Annotated in this window: 21 protein-coding genes; 9 read left to right on the top strand and 12 right to left on the bottom strand. The window is 43.7% G+C overall.

Annotated features, from left to right (window positions below; genetic code table 11):
- Window positions 1-49: 49 nt before the first annotated feature.
- Window positions 50-1,279, top strand: coding sequence for a hypothetical protein (locus QT984_RS24150; RefSeq protein ID WP_333208074.1), 1,230 nt, complete (start codon window positions 50-52; stop codon window positions 1,277-1,279).
- A gap of 14 nt (window positions 1,280-1,293) precedes the next feature.
- Here QT984_RS24150 and QT984_RS24145 read toward each other — a convergent pair whose 3' ends face one another.
- The 4 genes from QT984_RS24145 to QT984_RS24130 all read right to left on the bottom strand — a co-directional run bounded on the left by QT984_RS24145 (window position 1,294) and on the right by QT984_RS24130 (window position 4,417).
- Window positions 1,294-1,593, bottom strand: a complete 300-nt coding sequence (locus tag QT984_RS24145; RefSeq protein WP_333208076.1) for a (2Fe-2S) ferredoxin domain-containing protein — start codon at window positions 1,591-1,593, stop codon at window positions 1,294-1,296.
- Between the two features lie 262 nt (window positions 1,594-1,855).
- Entirely contained in the window at window positions 1,856-2,830 is a 975-nt protein-coding gene (locus tag QT984_RS24140; RefSeq protein ID WP_333055524.1) for a cysteine synthase A, read from the bottom strand.
- Between the two features lie 65 nt (window positions 2,831-2,895).
- Window positions 2,896-3,477 carry a Uma2 family endonuclease gene (locus QT984_RS24135; protein ID WP_333206102.1) on the bottom strand — a complete coding sequence of 194 codons (582 nt, stop codon included), beginning with the start codon at window positions 3,475-3,477 and terminating at the stop codon, window positions 2,896-2,898.
- 301 nt (window positions 3,478-3,778) lie between these two features.
- Complete coding sequence (locus tag QT984_RS24130; RefSeq protein ID WP_006632618.1) at window positions 3,779-4,417, bottom strand: peroxiredoxin; 639 nt, start codon at window positions 4,415-4,417, stop codon at window positions 3,779-3,781.
- A gap of 160 nt (window positions 4,418-4,577) precedes the next feature.
- Between QT984_RS24130 and QT984_RS24125 the strand changes: the two genes are divergently transcribed.
- The 4 genes from QT984_RS24125 (at window position 4,578) to QT984_RS24110 (ending at window position 7,362) form a co-directional block, all read left to right on the top strand.
- Window positions 4,578-4,853, top strand: coding sequence for a hypothetical protein (locus QT984_RS24125; RefSeq protein ID WP_333055589.1), 276 nt, complete (start codon window positions 4,578-4,580; stop codon window positions 4,851-4,853).
- 95 nt (window positions 4,854-4,948) lie between these two features.
- Window positions 4,949-5,311, top strand: coding sequence for a cupin domain-containing protein (locus tag QT984_RS24120; RefSeq protein ID WP_333055521.1), 363 nt, complete (start codon window positions 4,949-4,951; stop codon window positions 5,309-5,311).
- A 549-nt stretch (window positions 5,312-5,860) separates the two neighbouring features.
- Window positions 5,861-6,742 carry a ChaN family lipoprotein gene (locus tag QT984_RS24115; protein WP_333055520.1) on the top strand — a complete coding sequence of 294 codons (882 nt, stop codon included), beginning with the start codon at window positions 5,861-5,863 and terminating at the stop codon, window positions 6,740-6,742.
- Window positions 6,743-6,780: 38 nt separating this feature from the next.
- On the top strand, window positions 6,781-7,362 hold the full coding sequence (locus QT984_RS24110; RefSeq protein ID WP_333055519.1) for an NAD(P)H-dependent oxidoreductase: 582 nt from the start codon (window positions 6,781-6,783) through the stop codon (window positions 7,360-7,362).
- A 77-nt stretch (window positions 7,363-7,439) separates the two neighbouring features.
- Here QT984_RS24110 and QT984_RS24105 read toward each other — a convergent pair whose 3' ends face one another.
- Complete coding sequence (locus QT984_RS24105; RefSeq protein WP_333312704.1) at window positions 7,440-8,063, bottom strand: hypothetical protein; 624 nt, start codon at window positions 8,061-8,063, stop codon at window positions 7,440-7,442.
- 90 nt (window positions 8,064-8,153) lie between these two features.
- Here QT984_RS24105 and QT984_RS24100 point away from each other — a divergent pair, with 90 nt between their 5' ends.
- On the top strand, window positions 8,154-8,624 hold the full coding sequence (locus QT984_RS24100; protein ID WP_333055517.1) for an excisionase family DNA-binding protein: 471 nt from the start codon (window positions 8,154-8,156) through the stop codon (window positions 8,622-8,624).
- 3 nt (window positions 8,625-8,627) lie between these two features.
- Window positions 8,628-9,197 (top strand): PIN domain-containing protein, encoded by a 570-nt coding sequence (locus QT984_RS24095; protein ID WP_333055516.1) that lies wholly within the window; start codon window positions 8,628-8,630, stop codon window positions 9,195-9,197.
- A 196-nt stretch (window positions 9,198-9,393) separates the two neighbouring features.
- On the opposite strand, the gene QT984_RS24090 is transcribed toward QT984_RS24095, so the two are convergent.
- The 3 genes from QT984_RS24090 to QT984_RS24080 form a co-directional block, all read right to left on the bottom strand.
- Window positions 9,394-9,567, bottom strand: coding sequence for a hypothetical protein (locus tag QT984_RS24090; RefSeq protein WP_333055515.1), 174 nt, complete (start codon window positions 9,565-9,567; stop codon window positions 9,394-9,396).
- A gap of 145 nt (window positions 9,568-9,712) precedes the next feature.
- Window positions 9,713-10,546 (bottom strand): inositol monophosphatase family protein, encoded by an 834-nt coding sequence (locus QT984_RS24085; RefSeq protein WP_333312702.1) that lies wholly within the window; start codon window positions 10,544-10,546, stop codon window positions 9,713-9,715.
- A gap of 94 nt (window positions 10,547-10,640) precedes the next feature.
- Entirely contained in the window at window positions 10,641-12,074 is a 1,434-nt protein-coding gene (locus tag QT984_RS24080; protein ID WP_333375134.1) for a BCD family MFS transporter, read from the bottom strand.
- 150 nt (window positions 12,075-12,224) lie between these two features.
- Between QT984_RS24080 and QT984_RS24075 the strand changes: the two genes are divergently transcribed.
- Both QT984_RS24075 and QT984_RS24070 read left to right on the top strand, forming a co-directional pair.
- Window positions 12,225-13,169 carry an aldo/keto reductase gene (locus tag QT984_RS24075; RefSeq protein ID WP_333055588.1) on the top strand — a complete coding sequence of 315 codons (945 nt, stop codon included), beginning with the start codon at window positions 12,225-12,227 and terminating at the stop codon, window positions 13,167-13,169.
- A 200-nt stretch (window positions 13,170-13,369) separates the two neighbouring features.
- Window positions 13,370-13,885, top strand: a complete 516-nt coding sequence (locus QT984_RS24070) for an isoprenylcysteine carboxylmethyltransferase family protein (RefSeq protein WP_333055512.1) — start codon at window positions 13,370-13,372, stop codon at window positions 13,883-13,885.
- Between the two features lie 53 nt (window positions 13,886-13,938).
- On the opposite strand, the gene QT984_RS24065 is transcribed toward QT984_RS24070, so the two are convergent.
- The 4 genes from QT984_RS24065 to QT984_RS24050 all read right to left on the bottom strand — a co-directional run bounded on the left by QT984_RS24065 (window position 13,939) and on the right by QT984_RS24050 (window position 20,155).
- Complete coding sequence (locus tag QT984_RS24065; protein ID WP_333375132.1) at window positions 13,939-16,839, bottom strand: tetratricopeptide repeat protein; 2,901 nt, start codon at window positions 16,837-16,839, stop codon at window positions 13,939-13,941.
- Between the two features lie 249 nt (window positions 16,840-17,088).
- A complete protein-coding gene (locus QT984_RS24060) occupies window positions 17,089-17,343 on the bottom strand; it encodes a hypothetical protein (protein WP_333375130.1) in 255 nt (84 codons plus the stop codon).
- A gap of 83 nt (window positions 17,344-17,426) precedes the next feature.
- Window positions 17,427-18,416: a tetratricopeptide repeat protein gene (locus tag QT984_RS24055; RefSeq protein WP_333375128.1), complete on the bottom strand. Its 990-nt coding sequence runs from the start codon at window positions 18,414-18,416 to the stop codon at window positions 17,427-17,429.
- Window positions 18,417-18,550: 134 nt separating this feature from the next.
- Window positions 18,551-20,155, bottom strand: a complete 1,605-nt coding sequence (locus QT984_RS24050) for a protein kinase domain-containing protein (protein WP_333055508.1) — start codon at window positions 20,153-20,155, stop codon at window positions 18,551-18,553.
- Window positions 20,156-20,168 lie beyond the last annotated feature (13 nt).

The following is a 20,168-nucleotide window of genomic DNA, read 5'->3' as shown; positions in this document are numbered from 1 at the left end:
ATCCTAGTATAGTTATTTACTTATTCGTAACAAGCTGCCAACAATTATCATGAACCTCACCTCCCTCGAACTCGCAAAAGACCGAGCGCGCATCTACAAAAACTACCTCCAAATGGAAATAGATGCCCAAGCTAACATCAACAAACTAGCTTTTTTAGACAGGGGCGTTGAAAAATCCCCTTACCAACAACACATTAAAAACTATCCCGATTATCTCAAACAGAAACCCGACGGCTTAAAAGTAATTAGCTCTATTCCAGGCCCCAATAATCCCCTCAAACCTACTCCGTTTCCCAGCCTGGGAGAACTACCTCAAATTAACTCTCAAGCTTTAAGTTTCCTCCACGCAGACATCAAAGAAGCCTGCGTTTGCATTGGTACTTTTGTAGATGGCAAAATTCAGGCGCAGTGGCTGGGAAAAAACGCACTTACCAAAGCTGAACAGTGGAGTGCTACTAAAATTATCGCACTCCTTAATATCGTTAGTCAAGTAAATACCAAATATCCAGACTGCGACATTGACAACTGCGTTGTTAGAGATGGCAACGGGCTAAGACACGATTTTTACTTTTACGATTTAGCAAAAGATATGATTAGCTATGCCTCAAATATAGCAAGTTCAAACTCCTTAGCTGCGATGTTCAAACGCTTCGATACTCGCATAGGATTAGAGCAATGGCTCAAGAGCGCTACTGGCAATAATGACCTAATTTTTCGCGGCGATTACGGCGAAAATCCTTATCACAACAACCCCAAAATCTTCGATCTCACCAAAAAACAAGTGCTGCTAAGTGCGGCATTAAACAGTACCAAACAAAGTAATACCGTATCTGCTTATGATTTGACCAGGCTAATTTCCATGTTAGGATGGCACTTCCACATCGAACAGCGATCGCGCATGAAAGGATCTCAGTGGAACAGTTTAGAAAGCATTGTCAGAGCAATGGGACATGATAGCGCTCGATATGTGGACGTAGCAATTAAAACTTTGGGGATGGATACCCTTATTACTTCTCCAGTAATTATCTCAAAATTGGGTTACGGACTCAGCTCGATCCGGGGAACCCTAGAAACAGTTTATGTGGCTTTAGTGCGGTTTGTTGACGAGCGACCGAAGGCGGCGGGAAATCCCGCAAAACTCAGAACTTTAGCCATGACTTTGCGGGCTGAAAAACCTGTAGGCGGTTCCAGTGTCGATCGCCTAGCCATCGAACTCGACGCCAGATTTTGCGCCGAAGTCACGGAAATTCTCCGCCGATTGTTTGCGGAAGAATTTTAAAGGCGGGCGATCGACTAATGTGAAAGTCGGTGAAACTTGCGATAAAGCATCCTCTCTACCGGCTTTCCTCCCCGCAAATGTTGCTCAGTTATTGCCGCAACTTCTTCAGGGCAAACCCCATTGTACCAAACCTCTTCTGGTAGTACCAACACCATCGGCCCGTTGCCACACTGTCCCAAACAACCGCTAGCAACAACTTCAACTTCTGAGGGCGACAATTTCTGAAAAGCTGCCAGTACCTTTGCTGAATTTTGCTTGCGACAAGTGCGGTTTTGGCAAACGAGAACTTGCCTAGAAGATTGGATAATTTTCATGTTTTTTCACTTGACAATCTGCTCAATATATGCTATTTTTTTATCATGGGAATATGTGTGGCCATATATGCCCAAATTGTAGGAAAGTCGTTAAAAACTTTGGACGGGCTAGAAGCCCATCCCACAACTCATTAAACTTGAATTGCATTCAATCGCTTTGAATTCCTCAAATTATCGTGGGGAGTAGGGGCCCTAGCGTCCCGCCCGCCCGAAAAATACAATTTAGATGCGGGACAGCTTAAGACTTCAACGCACCCTATAATTAATCTGGTGACAAACCTTTGGAAGCCAACCATTGTCGATCGAACAAACGCGACTGATACCGAGCCCCGCCATCACAGAGTACCGTCACAATCGTATGTCCAGGCCCCATTTGCTTCGCCAAAGCCACCGCCGCCCCCACATTAATCCCCACAGAACCGCCCATAAACAGCCCTTCTTTCCTCAGCAGTTGGTAAATCACCCGGACAGCTTCAGTATCGTGAATTTGGATGGCGTCGTCTACCGGGGCATTCTCCATATTTCCAGTGACGCGACTGGTGCCAATTCCCTCAGTAATCGAACTACCTTCAGTCTTAATTTCCCCAGTTTTGAAATAACTGTAAAGCCCGCTGCCCATCGGGTCTGCCAAGACAATTCTCACAGCAGGATTTTTTTCTTTCAAAAACATTCCTACCCCAGCAAAAGTGCCGCCTGTACCCGTTGCGGCTACCCAAGCATCAATTTTCCCATCAGTTTGTTCCCAAATTTCCGGGCCAGTTGTCTCGTAATGAGCTCGGCGATTGGCTAAATTGTCAAACTGATTTGCCCAGACAGCATTCTCCATTTCTGCCGCCAATCTTCCCGACAATTTGACATAATTGTTCGGGTCTTTGTAAGGAACAGCGGGAACAGTCCGAACTTCCGCGCCCAAGGTTCTTAAAGCATCGATTTTTTCTTGAGATTGGTTATCGGGAATCACAATCAAACATTTGTAACCTTTAGCGTTGCAAATGTGGGCCAAACCGATGCCAGTATTGCCCGCAGTGCCTTCAACAACGGTGCCGCCCGGTTTCAGCAAGCCTTTTTCTTCTGCATCTTTGATGATGTATAAAGCAGCCCTATCTTTAACGGAACCGCCGGGATTGAGAAACTCTGCTTTGCCGAGAATTTCGCAGCCAGTTTCATCGCTGAAGCTGTTTAAGCGAATTAGTGGTGTGTTGCCTATTGTGCCTACAAAGCCGTTTTTAATATCCATATTTTTTTGATTTTTGCATCCTATTATTAATTTTTACAAGAAGTTGATATTTATTGCTACCAGTTCTACCAAATCTTGCTCATATTAAGTACGAATCCCGGCAAAACGGGGTCGCCGCTAACTGTAGCCGGATTCTCCAAACATTCTTCGGGCAAACCGGGACGGTAAATATAAACTCTGCGATTTTTGCGGTCAATTAACCAGCCTAACTGCACTCCTGGTTCTCTCATATATTCTTGCATTTTTTCTTGCAATGGCTTGAGATTGTCAGAAGCCGACCTCAGTTCTACTACAAAATCCGGGCAAATAGGTGGGAATTTATCTTGCTGTTCTGGTGACAAAGTATTCCACCGTTCCAGTTTAATCCACGAGGCATCTGGAGACCTGTCACCCATTGAAAGCTTAAATCCCGTACTGGAGTCAAAACACATACCTGTTCCATCTTGGCGAGCCCAAATATACAACTCTCCAAAGACGCTACCGCTGCGATTTCCTGTTGTTCCACCAGTAGGGGGCATAATTAGCAATTCTCCCGATTTGTTGCGTTCAATGCGTAATTCACTATTGATTTGACAGAACTCGAAAAACTCGTCTTCTGTCATTTGCAATTTTGGCGGTATTCGCAACACAATTGTTGATGACAGCATTTTGCCTTTCCTCCAATCTAAAGTGTTTACACAAGATTGCACAATTTCTTTGTTTGTAGTTAGCACTTGAGTGCTCGAAAATCAGGATTAAGGACTCAATTCCTAACTATAAGCTGGTGTGGGATCAATTCCGGTTGTATCGGAATGATTAAACCACAGAGGGCACAGAGAACACAGAGAAAGAGAAGAGAGAGATGCATAATTCCGATGTCAACGGATTTGATATTACGTGCGAATTATAGAGGTAAGGTGCTCCGTGGGCACCTTACATAATTAGGTTCTGCGTCCAGGAATGTTAAACCTATTTATTCGGCTGAGGAGTCATCCGCAAATAAGGCTTAATCGGCGTATAACCTTTAGGAAATTTCTCTTCCAACTCTTTCGGGTCGGTAATCGAAGGTACGATGACGCAATCGTCGCCGTCTTTCCAATCAACCGGAGTCGCAACGCTGTATTTGTCGGTAAGTTGCAAGGAATCAATTACTCGCAAAATTTCATTGAAATTCCGACCAGTGCTCGCGGGATAAGTAATGCTCAAACGCAATTTCTTTTCCGGGTCAATAACAAAAACTGTGCGGATTGTTAAGTTGTTTAGCGAGTTGGGATGGATCATGTCGTAAATGTCGGAGACTTTACGATCGCCATCTGCTAAAATCGGATAATTGAGGGTGACGTTTTGAGTTTCCTCAATATCTTTAATCCAGCCCATGTGAGAATCCACATCATCGACGCTGAGGGCAATGGTTTTAACGCCACGCTTTTCAAATTCAGACTTGAGACGGGCCACTGCACCGAGTTCTGTGGTGCAAACTGGAGTATAGTCTTTCGGGTGAGAAAACAACACCACCCAGCTATCGCCAGCCCAGTCGTAGAAGTTGATTTCCCCTTCAGACGAAGCTTGGGTAAAGTTGGGAACTGTATCGCCTAATCGCAGAGTCATAACTGATTTCCTCTAATTTTATTTAAGGACTGTTCCTTATCATGCCATAATTCCCCGGTTTCTCGATCGAGCTGTAAAGGATTCTAAACTTTTTGGTCGATCGATCGGCAATTCCACTACTGTAATGTATGTGTGGCTTATACCGCTAAATTTGATTGCTATGCTTTACTTTTTGCTCAAGGCAATACAGCCTGTTTTAGTCCCGCTGTGTTTTGTCTCCGCCTGGGGTTTAGTTTTTTTGATATTTTCGAGTATCGGGCGTACTGTCGCCGACTCCCTGCGCCGAGCTCAGCGGATGCACCAAATCCCTTGTGCTAACTGCGTATTTTTCACCGGCGATTACCACCTCAAGTGTCCCGTTCAGCCTACCATAGCTTTATCTGAAGATGCGATCGACTGTCCTGATTATCGAGGGCATTCGGGAATTTACGGTTGAAAAATCCGGCCGCCACTTTACATATTTCTTAACATCTCTGGCTCTTTCAATTAAACTTAAGTTGTGGTAAAGAGATTTTCAGGAGTGTCGAAAGAATGCTAATTCAAAAGCTAAATGCCTGCGACGAGTTTATTGCTGGCGACGGTACTCAACTGCGAGAATTGCTGCATCCAGACAAACAAGCTGTGGATTTGCGTTACAGTTTAGCCCACGCCACTTTGCCACCGGGACAAACTTCTGCGCTGCACTCCCTGACAACTTCTGAAGTTTACTACATTCTCAGTGGCGTTGGAGAAATGCACATCGACGAGGAAAATCAATTCGTGGAAGCCGGAGATGCAGTTTACATTCCGCCAAACGCCAAGCAGTTTATTTACAACTGTGGCACAAAGCCGCTAATATTTATTTGTATCGTCGATCCCGCGTGGCGAAAGGAAGACGAGACAATTTTCGAGTAATTTTCTAGTTTTTCTCCTGGTCTGCTCGTTACCAGGTTCTGCCCGGTAACGCATATCTAGAGGCTCTGCCTTGACTGAAAAAAACATCACAAACCAAAAATCTATTTTAACAACAACAGCACCCAGCCATATGTACCGAGTGATTTCCTCTTTTTTCAACTTCGATGTGGAGTTGCAATAATCCTCGGATTCAGTTGCATTGCTCCCCTCTCATTAGTTGAGGAAGTATCAGCTTTGTTGGTGGGTGCTGCTATTGGTTTTTAATGAGACAGATGTGAGATTAAACAGCGTTTTTACTCCTTAGATTCTATTGTGAACTTCGCTGTGCTATCTAGATGTGGTATCTGTCAGAGAAGCTTTTTGTTCGCTTCATATTATTAATTTAGCACCTTATTCTAGAAGCGCAAGTACCTGCAACTAAACTTTACATTTTTAGAAGTAACGGCGGAAAATGATGAAGTTAAATTAAGCATTGAGCTTTCTAGCTGCTCAGGTAAAATAGTAGAGTTCGGCTGTGCTTGCGGCTGCGAGAAACGGCATAATATTTGTATGAAAACAACCAAACTCATCAAACTGTGCGCCTTGTCGCTGAGTATCTTTCTGCTGTGCAGCAGTGCAGTGACAGCCCAAACGACGGCGAACCCTCAACCTGGGCAGACTTACACTAACCAAGAGATTCTGCAACAGTTGGTGAAGGCAAAAGTCGTGTATCTGGGAGAAACCCACGATAGTGCGGAAGACCACCAAGCTCAACTGAAGATTATCCGAGAAATGCAGCGGCAAAATCGGAAAATTGCGATCGCGATGGAAATGTTTCAGCGTCCCTTTCAAAGTGCGATCGACAACTACTTAGCAGGTAAACTGACTGAACAGCAATTAGTCGAGCAAACAGAGTACGATCGCAGATGGCGCTTTCCCTGGGAATCTTACGCCCCCATTTTGCGGTTTGCCAAAGAAAATCAACTACCTGTCCTCGCCTTAAATACACCATCCGAAGTAACGAGAAAAGTTGCCACTCAAGGTTTAGAAAGCCTCACAGCGGAGGAAAAAAAGCACATTCCGCCAATATCGGAAATTCGCACCGACAACGCGGAATATCGGCAACTGCTGCTAGAAGTTTACCAGCAACACCAAAAGGCAGGACAGGGAAATAGTACGGCTTTTGAAAGATTCTTGCAAGCTCAAGTTTTGTGGGATGAAACTATGGCGGAAAAAATAGCCCAATTTGTCAAAGCAAACCCCGACTATCAAGTTGTGGTGTTGGCGGGGAAAGGACACATTATTTACGGTTACGGCATTCCCAGTCGCGTCGAAAGGCGTTTGGGTGTCGGGAATGTAAAAATGCGATCGGTTTTACTCAATTCCAATGACAATCCTGTTTTGTCGGCAGATAGACCCATTGCTGACTTTGTTTGGAATCACTCGGAATAGTACAATTATACGCGGAAGCAATAATTAGGAAAAAATCCATGACAAACAGACCAAAAATTCTCGCATTTGCCGGAAGTACCCGCGAAGGATCATATAACAAACTGCTGGTAAAAGTTGCGGCGGCTGGGGCTACTGCGGCGGGTGCAGAAGTTACTTATGTAGATTTGCGCGATTTGCCGCTGCCGCTATTTGACGAAGATTTGGAAGCAAAAGAGGGAATGCCAGAAAATGCCCGTAAATTGAAGGAATTAATGGTAGCGCATGACGGCTTTTTGATAGCTTCCCCTGAGTATAACAGTTCAATTACGCCTGTGTTGAAAAATGCGATCGATTGGGTATCGCGCCCAGCACCGGGTGAACCGGGATTGGTGGCATTTACTGGCAAAGTAGCGGTAATTATGAGTGCTTCTCCAGGCGGAATGGGCGGTTTGCGGGGATTGGTTCATTTGCGATCGATCCTGGGGAATATTAACGTATTGGTACTCCCGGATCAGAAAGCAGTTCCCCAAGCTTTTGAAGCATTTAATGCTGACGGTACGATGAAAGATCCCAAACAGCAGGACGCTGTTGAGAATCTAGGTGCTAAGTTGTCTAATGTGCTGTCGAAATTAATCGCCTGAAGCAATAAATTCATTTTGCAGTAGGGACACAGCAATGTTGTGTCCCTATCCTAGTATCTGTTATTTTGCTGGCTGCATCAAGTGCGATTCATAGAATAAAAGCCTTGAAACGGCATTGTTAAAATGCCCAAAATCCGACTAATTTCATTAACAAAAAAGTCTCGCTTGTCAATGAAAATTGTGCTGTTACTCAATTTAAGAAACTTCCAATCAGTACCCGTAGTAACAGCCCCATAAATGCTTTCAATTTGCTCTCCGCTGCGCTGATTAAATAATTGGGCGGCTACCATTTCTGCAATACACTGGCCTAAACCGGATTTAATACTTTCATTCTTAGCCTCTGTGAGAGTAATTACGGGGGCGCGAATTTCATAGGAATCCTTCGATGCAGTGAGAATATAATCGCAATACCCGTTTAAGCCCGCTTCTACATCTACATTGAATTCTGAACCAGAGAAAAAACCAACTTGAAAATTAAATTGCCGCCTGACTTCCAATAATATTGGAGCAATAATTAATTCAGCGCGAGCCTTTTCTGTATTAATTGCAGTAGCTAAAGACAGGTTTTCAGTTAAAGTAGTTTGCAAATAGGAACTTGGCTGTACCTCTGGGATATCACTAAACAAATCTAAAGGTTCTTCTACGGTTAAATTAAAAGATTCTCTAACTTTCGCTAAAGTTGTAAAGTCGCTGTATGCCACAGGTTAACCTCCTTGCTCGATTTGGGCGATCGCATTCTCAAATTGCTACAATTATAATTGATTGCCTGTTATACTCAACCCCAAATTAACATGACATTCACCGGAGATCCCGACTCAGCACCTGCTTTACCGACAGCAGCAGAAGCAGCGGTTGCCAAAACCAGCAGCCGCGCTTTAGAATCGCACTTGCAAAATCATCCGTCTGGCGAATCCCTCAAATTGATATTAAACGAAAAAGAGGGAAAGACAATTGACATACCTGCCGCAGCATTGCCACTGCTATTAGCGATTTTGCAACAGACAAGCAGCGGCAATACTGTCAAGCTGATTCCAATTACTGAGGAACTCGATATCTGGCAGGTTGAGGCCATACTCAATGTCTCCCGCGAGTATGTGTGGCAGTTACTAGATTCTGGCGAAATTCCTTACAAAATGGTAAGTACCTGTCGCCGGATACGTTATGAAGATGTAATGAAATATAAAAAGCAGGATTATGACAAAAGAAGTAAAATACTTGACGAACTTGTCGCAGAATCAGAAGCACTCGGTTTGTACGACTAACTCATGGAAATTGTAAAAGTTGTCTGCGATGCTAATGTTTTGTATTCAGCCGCACTCCGCGATTTTTTGATGGAATTAGCAGTTGGTGATGTGTTTGAGCCGAGGTGGACAGAAGAGATTCACGGCGAGTGGATGAGAAACGTGCTTCAGAACAATCCAAATCTCACATTAGAACAGCTTGCCAGAACCAAAAATCTGATGAATGCAAGCATTAAAAATTGTGTGGTGACTGGCTACGAGCCAATTATACCAGAGTTGGAACTTCCAGATCCGGGCGATCGGCACGTTCTAGCAGCAGCAATTCATTCTCGCGCGGATTTTATCGTTACTTTCAATCTCAGGGATTTTCCTACTGAGAATCTCAAACAATATAACATTGAACCGCTGCACCCAGATGACTTTATCCTGCGCTTTCTCAACTTAAAGTTTGAAGGTGTATGCAAAGCAGCCGAGAAACAAAGAATCAGGCTCAAAAATCCGCCAAAAACGCCTGACGAGTATTTGGGAACGCTGGTAGAATTGGGACTGCCGCTGTCAGCAAATCGGATGCGAGAATTGTGCTATGGAGATTAGTGCGATCGCCAACCGCAGACTTTTCCGAGTTTCTTCCCAGGTTTATTCTTGTATCTTCTCACAGGCTAACTCTTCGGCATAGCCAAGATACCACTCATCTACTTTTTCCCACACCGCAGTAAATCTATTTACCCTTGTGCCTCTACTTGAAAACGGGTATAATTTTATTTCCGAGAGATAATAGCTCGTGAAAACATTACCACAAATTGTACCGAAACCGCATCACCCGATCGACGTAAAACAAAACCACCCGATCGCAGATTGGCAGAAATAGACAAGAGTAGGCATACTTGAACCATCGGTCATCGGTCGGTATATTTCTTCCAAACAGCACGGCAGGCGTGGGAGACTCCTCCGTTACGCCTGCCATGCAGTTTTATTTGATAATTGTGTGATTTGTGCGATCGCCAATGATACCAGTTCGCAAAAAGAATGAAACTGTAGATTATATTCAAACCCTTTGGGAATTAGTAATTCCTTAATCGAAAATCTAAAATCGAAAATCTCAAATAGTATCACCCCATTTTTTTCTTCTTCCAAGCCTCCACAAACGGCAAAAACACCGACACCAATTCCTGCCGATTCATCACCAAAGTCGGATAAGAAATCCTCCCGTAATTCTTCCCCACTTCCAGCGGAAAAATAGCCTGAGATTCCAGCGGTAGCCAAACCGCACCCGCCGCCTTCACAATTACCCAACTCCCCGCAATATCCCAAATTTTCGGAGTCGCTTCCACCCCTCCCATAGCCACACCCGAAGCCACAGTCAAAAAATTGTAACTAGCCATGCCCAACATCCGAATTTTACTCGGAAGATGAGGCCCGATTCCCACACTCCGGGAACACAAATTAAAAATATGATTCCCGCTCATCTTATCAGCACTCGGAGAAATCGGCCGATTGTTCAAAAACGCACCTTGAGGCATATTTGTCAATACATTGTCGCCTGCCAAATCCCCTGCATAAAAACCGTGAAAAAACTGATTCACCGGTGGCAAATGCACGCAGCCAAAAACCGGAGTTCCCCGATACAATAAACCCAAAGAAATCCCCCAAATCGGAATTCCCCGAGCAAAATTAGTCGTAGCATCCAGAGGATCGACAACCCAACACCATTCCTTATCTGGGAAAACGTGTTCTCCTTCCTCACTCAAAATTCCGTGACTGGGAAAAGTAGATGCGATCGCACTTCTAATTTCCGCATCAGCCCAATTATCCGATTTCGTCACCAAACTCCCGTCATCCTTCTCATCCGCTTGCGCGGAACCGAAATCTTGCAACAACTGCTGTCCGACTTTCTCGACAGTAACCCGTGCAAAACTTAAAATAGAATCCCAAAAATTAGTCATTAGTTATTAGTTATTGGTTATTGGTTATTGATTATTGGAACTAACAACTGCCACAGCCCAACTGACAACTGACACCTGCTTTCCTGACAACACATCAGTCTAATTCATTTTCAAGAATAGTGGCGATCGCACTTTTAGCATTATCCTGAAACTCCCCAACATCCACCCTACCCAACAGCCAAACAGCCAGAATCATACCCACCGCAGGCACAGCAAAAACCAACCCATAAGCCAACATCGGCACCCCAAACAAACTTCTGCCCAAATCCAAAATAGCACCGCCGCTAACCGTCGCCACACCACGCGCCATCGCCTGCGACAAACCCCAAGCACCAATAAAAGTCCCCGCAGTTTCCGCAGCAGTCAAATCCAACATCAAACTCAGTGCACCCGTCGTCGTAATACCCGAAGCAAAACCAAAAAACATTAAAGCCGACTTAAACACAATTGGATTCCCAGTAAATCCAGATAAAATAATTAAGACAAAACAAGCCGCCACCGACAAACAGCCCAACCTAATCGTATTTTGCTTGCCAATGCGCGGCACAATTAAAAAACCAGTTGCGCTCAAACCGATCAGAGTACCAGTACCATAAATAGCATTCAACCGCGTAGTTTCCGAAATCGACATCTTAAAAATTTCCCCGCCGTAAGGTTCCAAAACCGCATCCTGCATAAACAAACAAATTGTCATAATCAGCAGGAAAGTAAAAAACAAACCGGTTTGGCGGCTAGCAGTCAAAATCCGCAGCGCACTTCCCAGAGTAATTTTATCTTCTCGATTCACTGCGGACGATCGCACCCCGTAGCGCGAATACTTTTTCTCAACCCCAAAAGTGGCAATCCCCACCAACAGCAAAACCAGCGCCGGCACCTTCACAAACAAACCATTAATCGAAGCCTGCAACACTTCCCGTGGCACATCACCATCAATTTGCTTCAGCAAACCGCTGCTAACAATCGCCCCGATAATAATACCAACCATCAGCATCGACCACACCACACCAATCAACTTCGATCGATCCTCCTCATCGGAAACATCCACCAACAAAGCAGCAAAAGGAGTCGAACTCGAACAAATAGCAATACCATAAAGCGCAAAAATCAAACCCAACAAACCCACCCAACCGTAAGTAGGAGTAGTCCACCCCACAGCCTCCAAACTGCCGCCCAAGCGCCACATCACCTGCACCGCCAAAAAAGCAGAAATCACAAACAAAACCCCGCCCATCCACACATAACCCGTGCGGTGATGGCCAAACAAAGGCCTAGCATCAGACATTTGCCCGAACCACACCCTAGCCGGGGCGACAAACTGGTGCATAGCCAGCGTACCAGCCACCACAGTAGCCGGAATCGCCAACTCTTTAATCATGACGCGATTGAGTACCCCCAGGGTCAAAATCGACATCATGCCCAATCCCATCTGAAACAAACCCAACCGGAACATAGTCAGCAGGGTAACTCTCTTGATAGCAGGAGTCGCGGAATCTGTTAATCTTGAATCTGGTAAACGGTCGATCGACATAACTACTCAAATAAACACATCATTTGCACTTATAGTAACTGAGATATCGCCACCAGCCGCCATTCCTCCCCCGGCTAGAAGCTCGATCGGGATTATTCGTATAAATTCATATAAAAATAAAGAGAATCAATAACTGTGGATTTACCAACCGTGACAACCATTACCCTAGGACAAAACGGCCCCGCCGTCATTCCCCTGTGCGTCGGAACTTGGGCTTGGGGCGACAAACTATTTTGGAACTACGGCAGCAACTACGGCGCCGCCGAAGTCGAAGCAGCATTCAAAACATCCCTTGACAACGGAGTCAACTTTTTTGACACAGCCGAAGTCTACGGTAACGGCTTGTCAGAAGAATTGCTGGGGCAGTTTATCAAAAAAACCAGCCAACCCGTGCAAATAGCCACCAAATTCGGCCCCGTACCTTGGCGGATTACAGGAAAATCAGTTTCCGACGCTTTGAGTGCCAGCTTAAAACGCTTGCAAGTAGAACAAATAGCCCTCTACCAAGTGCACTGGCCATTCACTTTTTTACTCAGTCAAGAAACCCTAATGAACGCCTTAGCTGATGAAGTAAAACAAGGCAGAATTCAAGCAGTAGGAGTCAGCAACTATTCAGTAGAACAGATGCGCCAAGCCCATAAAATCCTAGCAGCCAGAGGCGTTCCCCTAGCAACAAATCAAGTCCGTTACTCCTTGCTGTCGCGGCAAGTAGAAAAACAAGGAATTGTGAGTGCTGCCCGCGAATTGGGAGTTACAATTTTAGCATACAGCCCATTAGCCCAAGGATTGCTCACCGGCAAATACACAGCCCAAGAACCACCTACAGGAGCCCGCAAAATGGACTCCCGCTTCAGCAAAAGCGGCATCGAAAAAATTGAATTAGTCATGTCTACCCTGCGGAAAATGGGCCGAAAGCGCGATCGAACGCCCGCCCAAGTTGCCCTAAACTGGTTGATATGCCAAAACGGAGTCATCCCCATTCCCGGCGCCAAAACCGCCAAACAAGCCCAAGAAAATGCAGGCGCTTTAGGCTGGAATTTGAGCCAAGATGAAGTCAATCAATTAGAACTAATGACTCGTCCTTGGCGAGAATAAATTTGTTAATTGTTGACTGTTGACTGTTGACTGTAGGTTGTTTTTACTTCTGTCTACCCAACCTACAGTTCACTTCCTTCTCCCCTCTTCCTTCTCCCTCCTTCCTTCTTCCCTCTCCCCTCTTCCCTCCTTCCTTCTTCCTGACATCCGTTACATCCGTTACATCCGTTACAGAATCCGTTGCCGAACTTTGTCTTACTATGAAAATCTTAACTGACTGGGGCTTCACGCGCGAAGGCTGGCGCAATAACAGCCGCGGCGAATATTTAGTTTTGCTTCAAGGAGGATTGCTCACAGCATTTACAATCTTGCCAGTTTATCAACCGCCGGGATTAAAAATTCAATCAACCCACTTACTTTATATTATCTGGTTTATGGCCAGTATTCTAGGCTTAAGCGGATTAATTTTCATCATCAAAGGATTGATAGACTTAGGAAAAAACCTCACACCTTTACCATATCCCAGAGAAGACGGAGAATTAGTCCAAACAGGCATTTACGGAATAGTGCGGCATCCATTATACAGCGGCTTAATTTTAGCAGCCCTCGGCTGGACACTTTTTCAAATGAGCATATCCCACTTAATAGCCAGCGCACTATTAATAATACTTTTCGAGATCAAAGCCAACCGAGAAGAAACCTGGTTAACCAAAAAATATCCAGACTATTCAGAGTACCGCCAGCGAGTAAAAAAACTAATTCCCGGAATTTATTAACAGTTCGATCTAAAAACCTCCCTGTCAACAGTCAACTGTCAACAGTCAACTATCTAAAGACCATTACCAATCAGAATAAACGGTGCCCAGTAGTATGGATGATGCAAACGACTGGCCACTGACGGTTTCAAACCGCTGCGAGTTTGAGCTAAAATTGATAAATTAGCCGATCGACCGAACACCGAATCATCACCTGTAATTAAGGCAATTTGCGCTTTTTGCAAAGCTTCTGCCTTTTTATTTCCCGACAGCAACGCCGTATAAAAAGCTGTCATCAACGCTTGAGTGCCGCCATCATCTACTTTCCATAAAGATGCGATCGCAGCTTTTGCTCCTGTTTCCTGTATCTGGTAGCCAAAACCTAAAATTTCTTCTCCATTACCGAGTTTACCACCTTTCCCCGTCTCGCAAGCACTCAATACTACCAAGTCTACATTTAGTAGGTTTAAAGTTTGAATATCGGGCAGGGTAATTAGACCCCCATCACCTAGCAAAATAAACGAATCTTCTGGTTGTCCGGTAACAAACATAGCATGAGTTGCCAAATGAATAATGTTATAATCTGGCAAACGCGGAATCATTGTGGCACGATTGAATTCCCGATCTATTAATTTTGTAGTTCCCGGCACCATCGCAGCTAAATTTTCCACTTCCAGCCCCGCAAATTGCAAGCCAGAAAAAGCAAATGGAGTAGATCCACGTTCAAAAGTAGAACGACGCGCACCAAAAGCAGCCGCCAAAACGCGAGGTTGATAAGTCGTTTCTCCATTGAATTTTGTGAGGCTCGTAGCAGTAATATTATTAATGGCAAACCGCTGCCCCAACCATTGTTTACCATCATATAAAGCTGCTAGAGGAATGTAGCGCAACTGTCCATCAGGAGCATAAATAATGCTTTTAGCTTGTGCTTCAGTCAGATCGTGTTCGACGGGTTTGATTAACCAATTATAAAGTTTATTGGCTGGGATTGTGGCATCGGAGTTGGGATCTTCCAAAGCCCTGCGAAATTCCACAATTGCTTGATTCAGTTCTTGTTTTTTAACTGCTACAGTACGGTGGAATGGGGGAGCATCTGCAGTTGTTATTACCAATTCTAAACGGTCTTCTAAAATTAAAGGCTGAATCAATACGGCTTTTTTTTCTAACCGCTGCAATAGGTCTCCCCGTATGGTATTGAGTTGAGCTAGATTCACAGTTTGTACTCTAGCATTAGGGCTGAGTTGTCGGACAATAGCAACAATTTCAGGAGAGTTAATAAATTCATTGAATGTGCCGCGCATTTCCTGCTGCATTTGCCTGAAATTGGCAATTTCTTGTTGCTGCAGGGGCGTGCGGTTAGCTACGGGAATTTTTTCTAATTCAGCAAGCTTTCTGCCTAGTTGAATCTCTCGATTTAAAATTTCATTGTGCCTGTTGCGAATTTGCTGTTCTTGAGGAGTTAAGGGAATACCTTGTGCTGTTTGTTCGTTTCCCCGAACGGAATGCAGGTAATCTTCTATTTCTTGAATTTTGAGTAAATCGAGGACTTGTTGTGCTTCTAAAACTCGGTCTTGTTGCAGTAATAGATCGGCGAGGCGGCGGTAGGTATCGGCGACAGTTGTTGTATAAGAGCGCTGTTTTTCGGCGGGTAGGGAGCGTAATTGGCTGCGAATTGATTCGGTAACGTTGACAGATTCTTTATAGAAAATTATGGCTAATTCTGGTTGATTTTGTTTGGAAATTACGTCAGCAATGTTACTGAGAGTAATTCTTTCTCCAGGGCGATCGCCTACTTCTTTACGGATTGCTAAAGATTCCTGATATAATTGCAAAGCCTGGGAATATTGACCAATTCTTTGATGAACTGTACCTAAACTGTCCAGGGTATCACCTAGATCCTTACGATTGCCAAGATTTTGGAAAATTGACAATGCTTGTTTGAGGACATCTATGGCTTGAGAATACTGACCTAACTGCTGGTAAACTACGCCTAAATTGTTAAGAGTATTTCCAACTCCTGTAATATCGTCAATCTCTTTACTAATAATTAAAGCTTGCTGATAAAAGTTTAATGCTTGGGCATACTGAGCCATTTTCTCATAAACAAAACCAATGTTATGAAGAGTTGTTCCCATGCCTCGTTTATTATTTGTTGCTTGATAAGTAGCTAAAGCTTGTTGATATAAGTTTAGTGCTTCCGAGTATTGACCCAGTTCGCTATAGGTTGAACCAGTTAGATCGAGAATATCAGCTTTATGAGTAGGATTATTTAAAATTTCAAATATCACTAACGCTTGCTGATAAAACTCTAGAGCACGAACATACTCTCCCAAATTTCCGTAAATTATTCCAAGATTGGCTAAGGCACGTCCTTCACCAGCTCGATCTCTCTCTTCTCTACTAATAGTAAGAGCTTTTTGATAGAACTCTAAAGCACGATAATAATCCCCCATTTCTTGATAAACAGCACCAAGATGAGTGAGAGTTTTACCAACTCCTGCTCGATCGTTAAACTCTTGACGAATAGCGAGAGCTTGCTGCAATACTTCTAACGCTGGTTGGTATTCGCCTAATAATCGATATACGTCTCCAAGCTTGTGGAGAGTAGCTGCTTCCCCAGTACGATCGCCTAAATTTCGACGCACTTCTAATGCTTTTTGGTAAAACTCTACTGCTTGATGATATTGACTGAGACGGTCGTAAACAACGCCTATTTCGTGAAGAACTTCCCCCTCACCTGGGCGATAGCCGATTTTTCTCCTAATCTCCAAAACTTGTTGGTAGGTTTCCAGTGCTTTTTGTAGCTCGCCGCTATTTAATTGCTCGTTCCCCTGTTGAAAAAGTCTATCTGCGTCAGTTTTAGTATTTTGGGCATTTTGTGCTTGTTCTGGCACTTCCAGCGCTAAAGCATTCGATTTTTGTAACAGGGGGGAGCCGAGCAAAAGCAGGTAGCAAAAAATAAAAGTTGATATCAAAGATAATTCCCTCACTTTTAGCTAACCCCAAACAAGTTTACCTCAATAGGCCATTGGTCTTAAGAACAAGAAATTCCTAACCTGTACGATCGGCTATATTACCTGGAGTGGGTGGTCTGACACTAAGTAGGTAGGCGCTGTAAAACACAATTATGTAAACGACTGTAAAGTATCCAAATGCCCTAAGCCTGGCTAAGTTAGCCCTGTTTACATACAGTTACATAGCTGTGTTTAATCCCGCTTACCTACTTAGGAGGATTTTTTTTTCTTGTTTATTTCTTCTTTAGGAGGAACTGTAGAATCCTCTCTGAGCGGTTTTTTCTTCGTAGTGCTATGTGCAGGAGGCTCTGTGATCGATGGTTTTTTCGTAGTGCTATCTGCCTTTTTTTCTGGCTCAGAAACACGAACACTTAAAATAGTTTCTCCAGCACCAAGCCTCAACCCGTTTGTTACAGAAACTAATTCCTCAGCTACCTGACTGGCAGATTTTTCATTATTACTCATTTTCGTTATTGCCTCTCACTTCACTATTTTCAATAGTCACTCTCAAAAACTTTTTTCCGGAAAAAATCAAAATTTTCTCTAAATTAACTCCCCAATCCTCCGGCAAAGCGTTGCGGTTTTGCCAAACTTGCCTTGAGTTTGGCAATCTGTGTTTCAATTTCCTTGACTCTTTGCGTATTTCCTAAAACTTTGTGACTATTGAGTGCTTGCGTCAACCAGCGAAGTGCTTCTTGCTTTTCGCCGATCGCCCCGTACAACTCCCCCAAAGCCTCCTCTAACTGTGCTTGCTCCCCGATGTCTTTGGCTGCACTAGCTAATTCCTGTGCTTTTAGATAATTGCTCTCCGCCAGCAATGTCACCCCTTCTTGCCAGAATAAATCACCTAGCTTGCGATAGGCAATAGCTTCTTGAAAACCCGTTGCTACCAATGCTTCCAATGTCTCGATCGCCTCAGATTTCAAATCCGAACCGATGTAAAAATAAGCACGTTGCAAAGCTTGGGTTTTCTCGGCAATTTTTTGACTGTTAATTTGCTCGATCGCCCCTTTCACCAGTTGCTTTTGGGTCGTTGGTAGCATTCGGAAGCTTCGATCGGGCAGTTTTTCCTCGTCAGATGTCCTGCCGTTCTCAGCTTTTACCACAAGTAAATACACAAATCCCGGTTCCAGTTGTGGTGTTCCCGGATACACTACCTCATTTCCATTAACATTTGTTTCCCAAATTGTGCGATCGCCCTTCACTAAACTCACAGTATAATTATTAACACCGGGAACTTTATTCCAACGCAACTTCGGGCGATCGTTCAGCAATAAAGTGCGTCGGGGACTGATAATATAAGGAATTAAGACATCAAGAGGCCCGCGAGGATCGGCAGTATAATCCTCACAGTCGATCGCTAGCATTTCCGATCGCTCGATACCTGAAACTTGAGGATGCAATCCATTAATTATCGGATCAACTCTTGACGCTGTGACGATCGGGATTAAAGGCGTCAGCCCAAAAATAGCAAAGTAAGTAAATGTTTTGCCTTTGAGATTGATTGGTGTCAGCTTGGATGGATGATTATTTTTCATGACCTAAATTATTTTTCATTGTTCGCGATAGCGAAGCGATCGCATAAACTTTGGAAATCTTCATTAGTCCTCTGAAGCGAGGACTTGTGCTTTGAGGCAGGGGTTTAAACCCCTGCCGGACTATCGGGGATACGCTATAACTTTAAATTTTGAAAATTTTTGCTGAATTCTTGCAGCACCCATCTCTGTTCTTCAGGCAATTCAGACGACAAATTATTATAGCATTTTTTCCAATTAAATCTAGATTTTTGTTGATTTCCTTGACGTTCTAAAAGAACCGCTTGCAAACAGTAAGCAACAGAACGATCGCTAGAAATATTAATCGCTTTCGTCAGGTTATTGTTAGCCTCTTCATATCGCCCTAACTCCAACTGCGCCCAACCTAAATTTTTGTGTATAGTGTACGTTGTCTTAATATCTGTGGCAAGTGGTAAAGCTTTTTCTAACAGCGGTAGAGCTTTCGCATATTGTTTATCTAAAATTTCCAGTCGCGCCAAATTATTTAAAGCTTTATTAACACCTGCATTGATAGCAATTTGATATGCAGCGCGAGCCTTGTCATACTCTTGTTTGTCTTCATAAATTACGCCTAAGTTATAGTTAACTCTTCCATCATTTTCTTGAAATAATAGAGCTATTTTATAATATAATTCCGCATTGTCTAAACGTTGATTTTTGTAATTGCTCAAACCTTCTTTGTTAAGATAAAATACTATCTGGGGTGAGAAAGTCCACAAACCGCCTAGCAAAAAAAAGCTAGCTAGAGCTAGTTTGCCTACCCAGTTAAAACGAATCCTATCAAAAATAGGATTCGTTTTACTGGGTTCGATGGATTGTTTAATTTCTGGCAATGGTTGCGCCACGCTTTCCAAGGGCGATCGCGCGTCTCCTCGTGCCAAAATCTGCAAGATTTCCTGGCAGTTTTGTGGTCGCTTGCCAAAAAAAGGAGCCATCATGCGGTCAATTAAATCTGCCAAATGTGGTAAAACTTGCGTTGCTTTATCTCGCCATATCAATTCACCATTGTCAGGATTTTTATGTAAATCGATCGGCACTTTTCCTGTCAGTAAATAAACAAAACTACGCCCCAAAGCAAAGAAATCCGATTGCGGTACTGCATGACCCTCTGCTTGTTCGCTTGGCGTATAGCCAGCAGAAATAATCGCAGTTGCCGTATAATTTTCTTTTTGTTGCCGCAAGTAAGTTTCTGTTACTTCTCGCACCGCACCAAAATCAACTAATACCAATTTCCCATCCGGCTTTAACATGATATTGGACGGTTTAATATCTCGGTGAAAATACTGCTGCTGGTGCAGTAAATTGAGAATTTGTGTGAGTTGTGTCAACCAGTCGATCGCAGTTTCTGTATTTATTGGTTGATTCGCTCTTGCTAACATCCACTCTTGTAAATTTTGCCCCGGTATTTTCTCCATTACCAAACATGGTAACGGTTTGCTACTACCTTCAGGCCAATTAAAATATCCGTCTTTTTCTACACGAGGAATGCCGGGGTGTCTTTGGCTCATTAAGAACTTTGCTTCTCGCTGAAATAAAATGGTGGCTTTTTGCTTAATATCTGGGTTATTAAAGTTATCTAAATTCAAAACTTTTAATACTTTGATAATGCCACCATCGTCTACTTCAAAAATATCGCCAAAGCCACCGCCACCAATGCGATCGATAACTTGGTAGCGACCTTGCAGTAAAAACCCTGGATGAATTAAGTTACCTGGAATCATAGAACCTCTTGAG

It is taken from the genome of Microcoleus sp. Z1_B2 (assembly GCF_036700325.1).
Lineage (GTDB): Bacteria > Cyanobacteriota > Cyanobacteriia > Cyanobacteriales > Microcoleaceae > Microcoleus.
This window is presented reverse-complemented; position numbering and strand designations above follow the sequence as displayed.

Excerpts from the sequence above, each read along its gene's own strand:
- QT984_RS24150 (WP_333208074.1), top strand. The coding sequence starts at position 50 with ATGAACCTCACCTCCCTCGAACTCGCAAAAGACCGAGCGCGCATCTAC.
- QT984_RS24145 (WP_333208076.1), bottom strand. The coding sequence starts at position 1,593 with ATGAAAATTATCCAATCTTCTAGGCAAGTTCTCGTTTGCCAAAACCGC.
- QT984_RS24140 (WP_333055524.1), bottom strand. The coding sequence starts at position 2,830 with ATGGATATTAAAAACGGCTTTGTAGGCACAATAGGCAACACACCACTA.
- QT984_RS24135 (WP_333206102.1), bottom strand. The coding sequence starts at position 3,477 with ATGCTGTCATCAACAATTGTGTTGCGAATACCGCCAAAATTGCAAATG.
- QT984_RS24130 (WP_006632618.1), bottom strand. The coding sequence starts at position 4,417 with ATGACTCTGCGATTAGGCGATACAGTTCCCAACTTTACCCAAGCTTCG.
- QT984_RS24125 (WP_333055589.1), top strand. The coding sequence starts at position 4,578 with ATGCTTTACTTTTTGCTCAAGGCAATACAGCCTGTTTTAGTCCCGCTG.
- QT984_RS24120 (WP_333055521.1), top strand. The coding sequence starts at position 4,949 with ATGCTAATTCAAAAGCTAAATGCCTGCGACGAGTTTATTGCTGGCGAC.
- QT984_RS24115 (WP_333055520.1), top strand. The coding sequence starts at position 5,861 with ATGAAAACAACCAAACTCATCAAACTGTGCGCCTTGTCGCTGAGTATC.
- QT984_RS24110 (WP_333055519.1), top strand. The coding sequence starts at position 6,781 with ATGACAAACAGACCAAAAATTCTCGCATTTGCCGGAAGTACCCGCGAA.
- QT984_RS24100 (WP_333055517.1), top strand. The coding sequence starts at position 8,154 with ATGACATTCACCGGAGATCCCGACTCAGCACCTGCTTTACCGACAGCA.
- QT984_RS24095 (WP_333055516.1), top strand. The coding sequence starts at position 8,628 with ATGGAAATTGTAAAAGTTGTCTGCGATGCTAATGTTTTGTATTCAGCC.
- QT984_RS24090 (WP_333055515.1), bottom strand. The coding sequence starts at position 9,567 with ATGGCAGGCGTAACGGAGGAGTCTCCCACGCCTGCCGTGCTGTTTGGA.
- QT984_RS24085 (WP_333312702.1), bottom strand. The coding sequence starts at position 10,546 with ATGACTAATTTTTGGGATTCTATTTTAAGTTTTGCACGGGTTACTGTC.
- QT984_RS24080 (WP_333375134.1), bottom strand. The coding sequence starts at position 12,074 with ATGTCGATCGACCGTTTACCAGATTCAAGATTAACAGATTCCGCGACT.
- QT984_RS24070 (WP_333055512.1), top strand. The coding sequence starts at position 13,370 with ATGAAAATCTTAACTGACTGGGGCTTCACGCGCGAAGGCTGGCGCAAT.
- QT984_RS24060 (WP_333375130.1), bottom strand. The coding sequence starts at position 17,343 with ATGAGTAATAATGAAAAATCTGCCAGTCAGGTAGCTGAGGAATTAGTT.
- QT984_RS24055 (WP_333375128.1), bottom strand. The coding sequence starts at position 18,416 with ATGAAAAATAATCATCCATCCAAGCTGACACCAATCAATCTCAAAGGC.
- QT984_RS24050 (WP_333055508.1), bottom strand. The coding sequence starts at position 20,155 with ATGATTCCAGGTAACTTAATTCATCCAGGGTTTTTACTGCAAGGTCGC.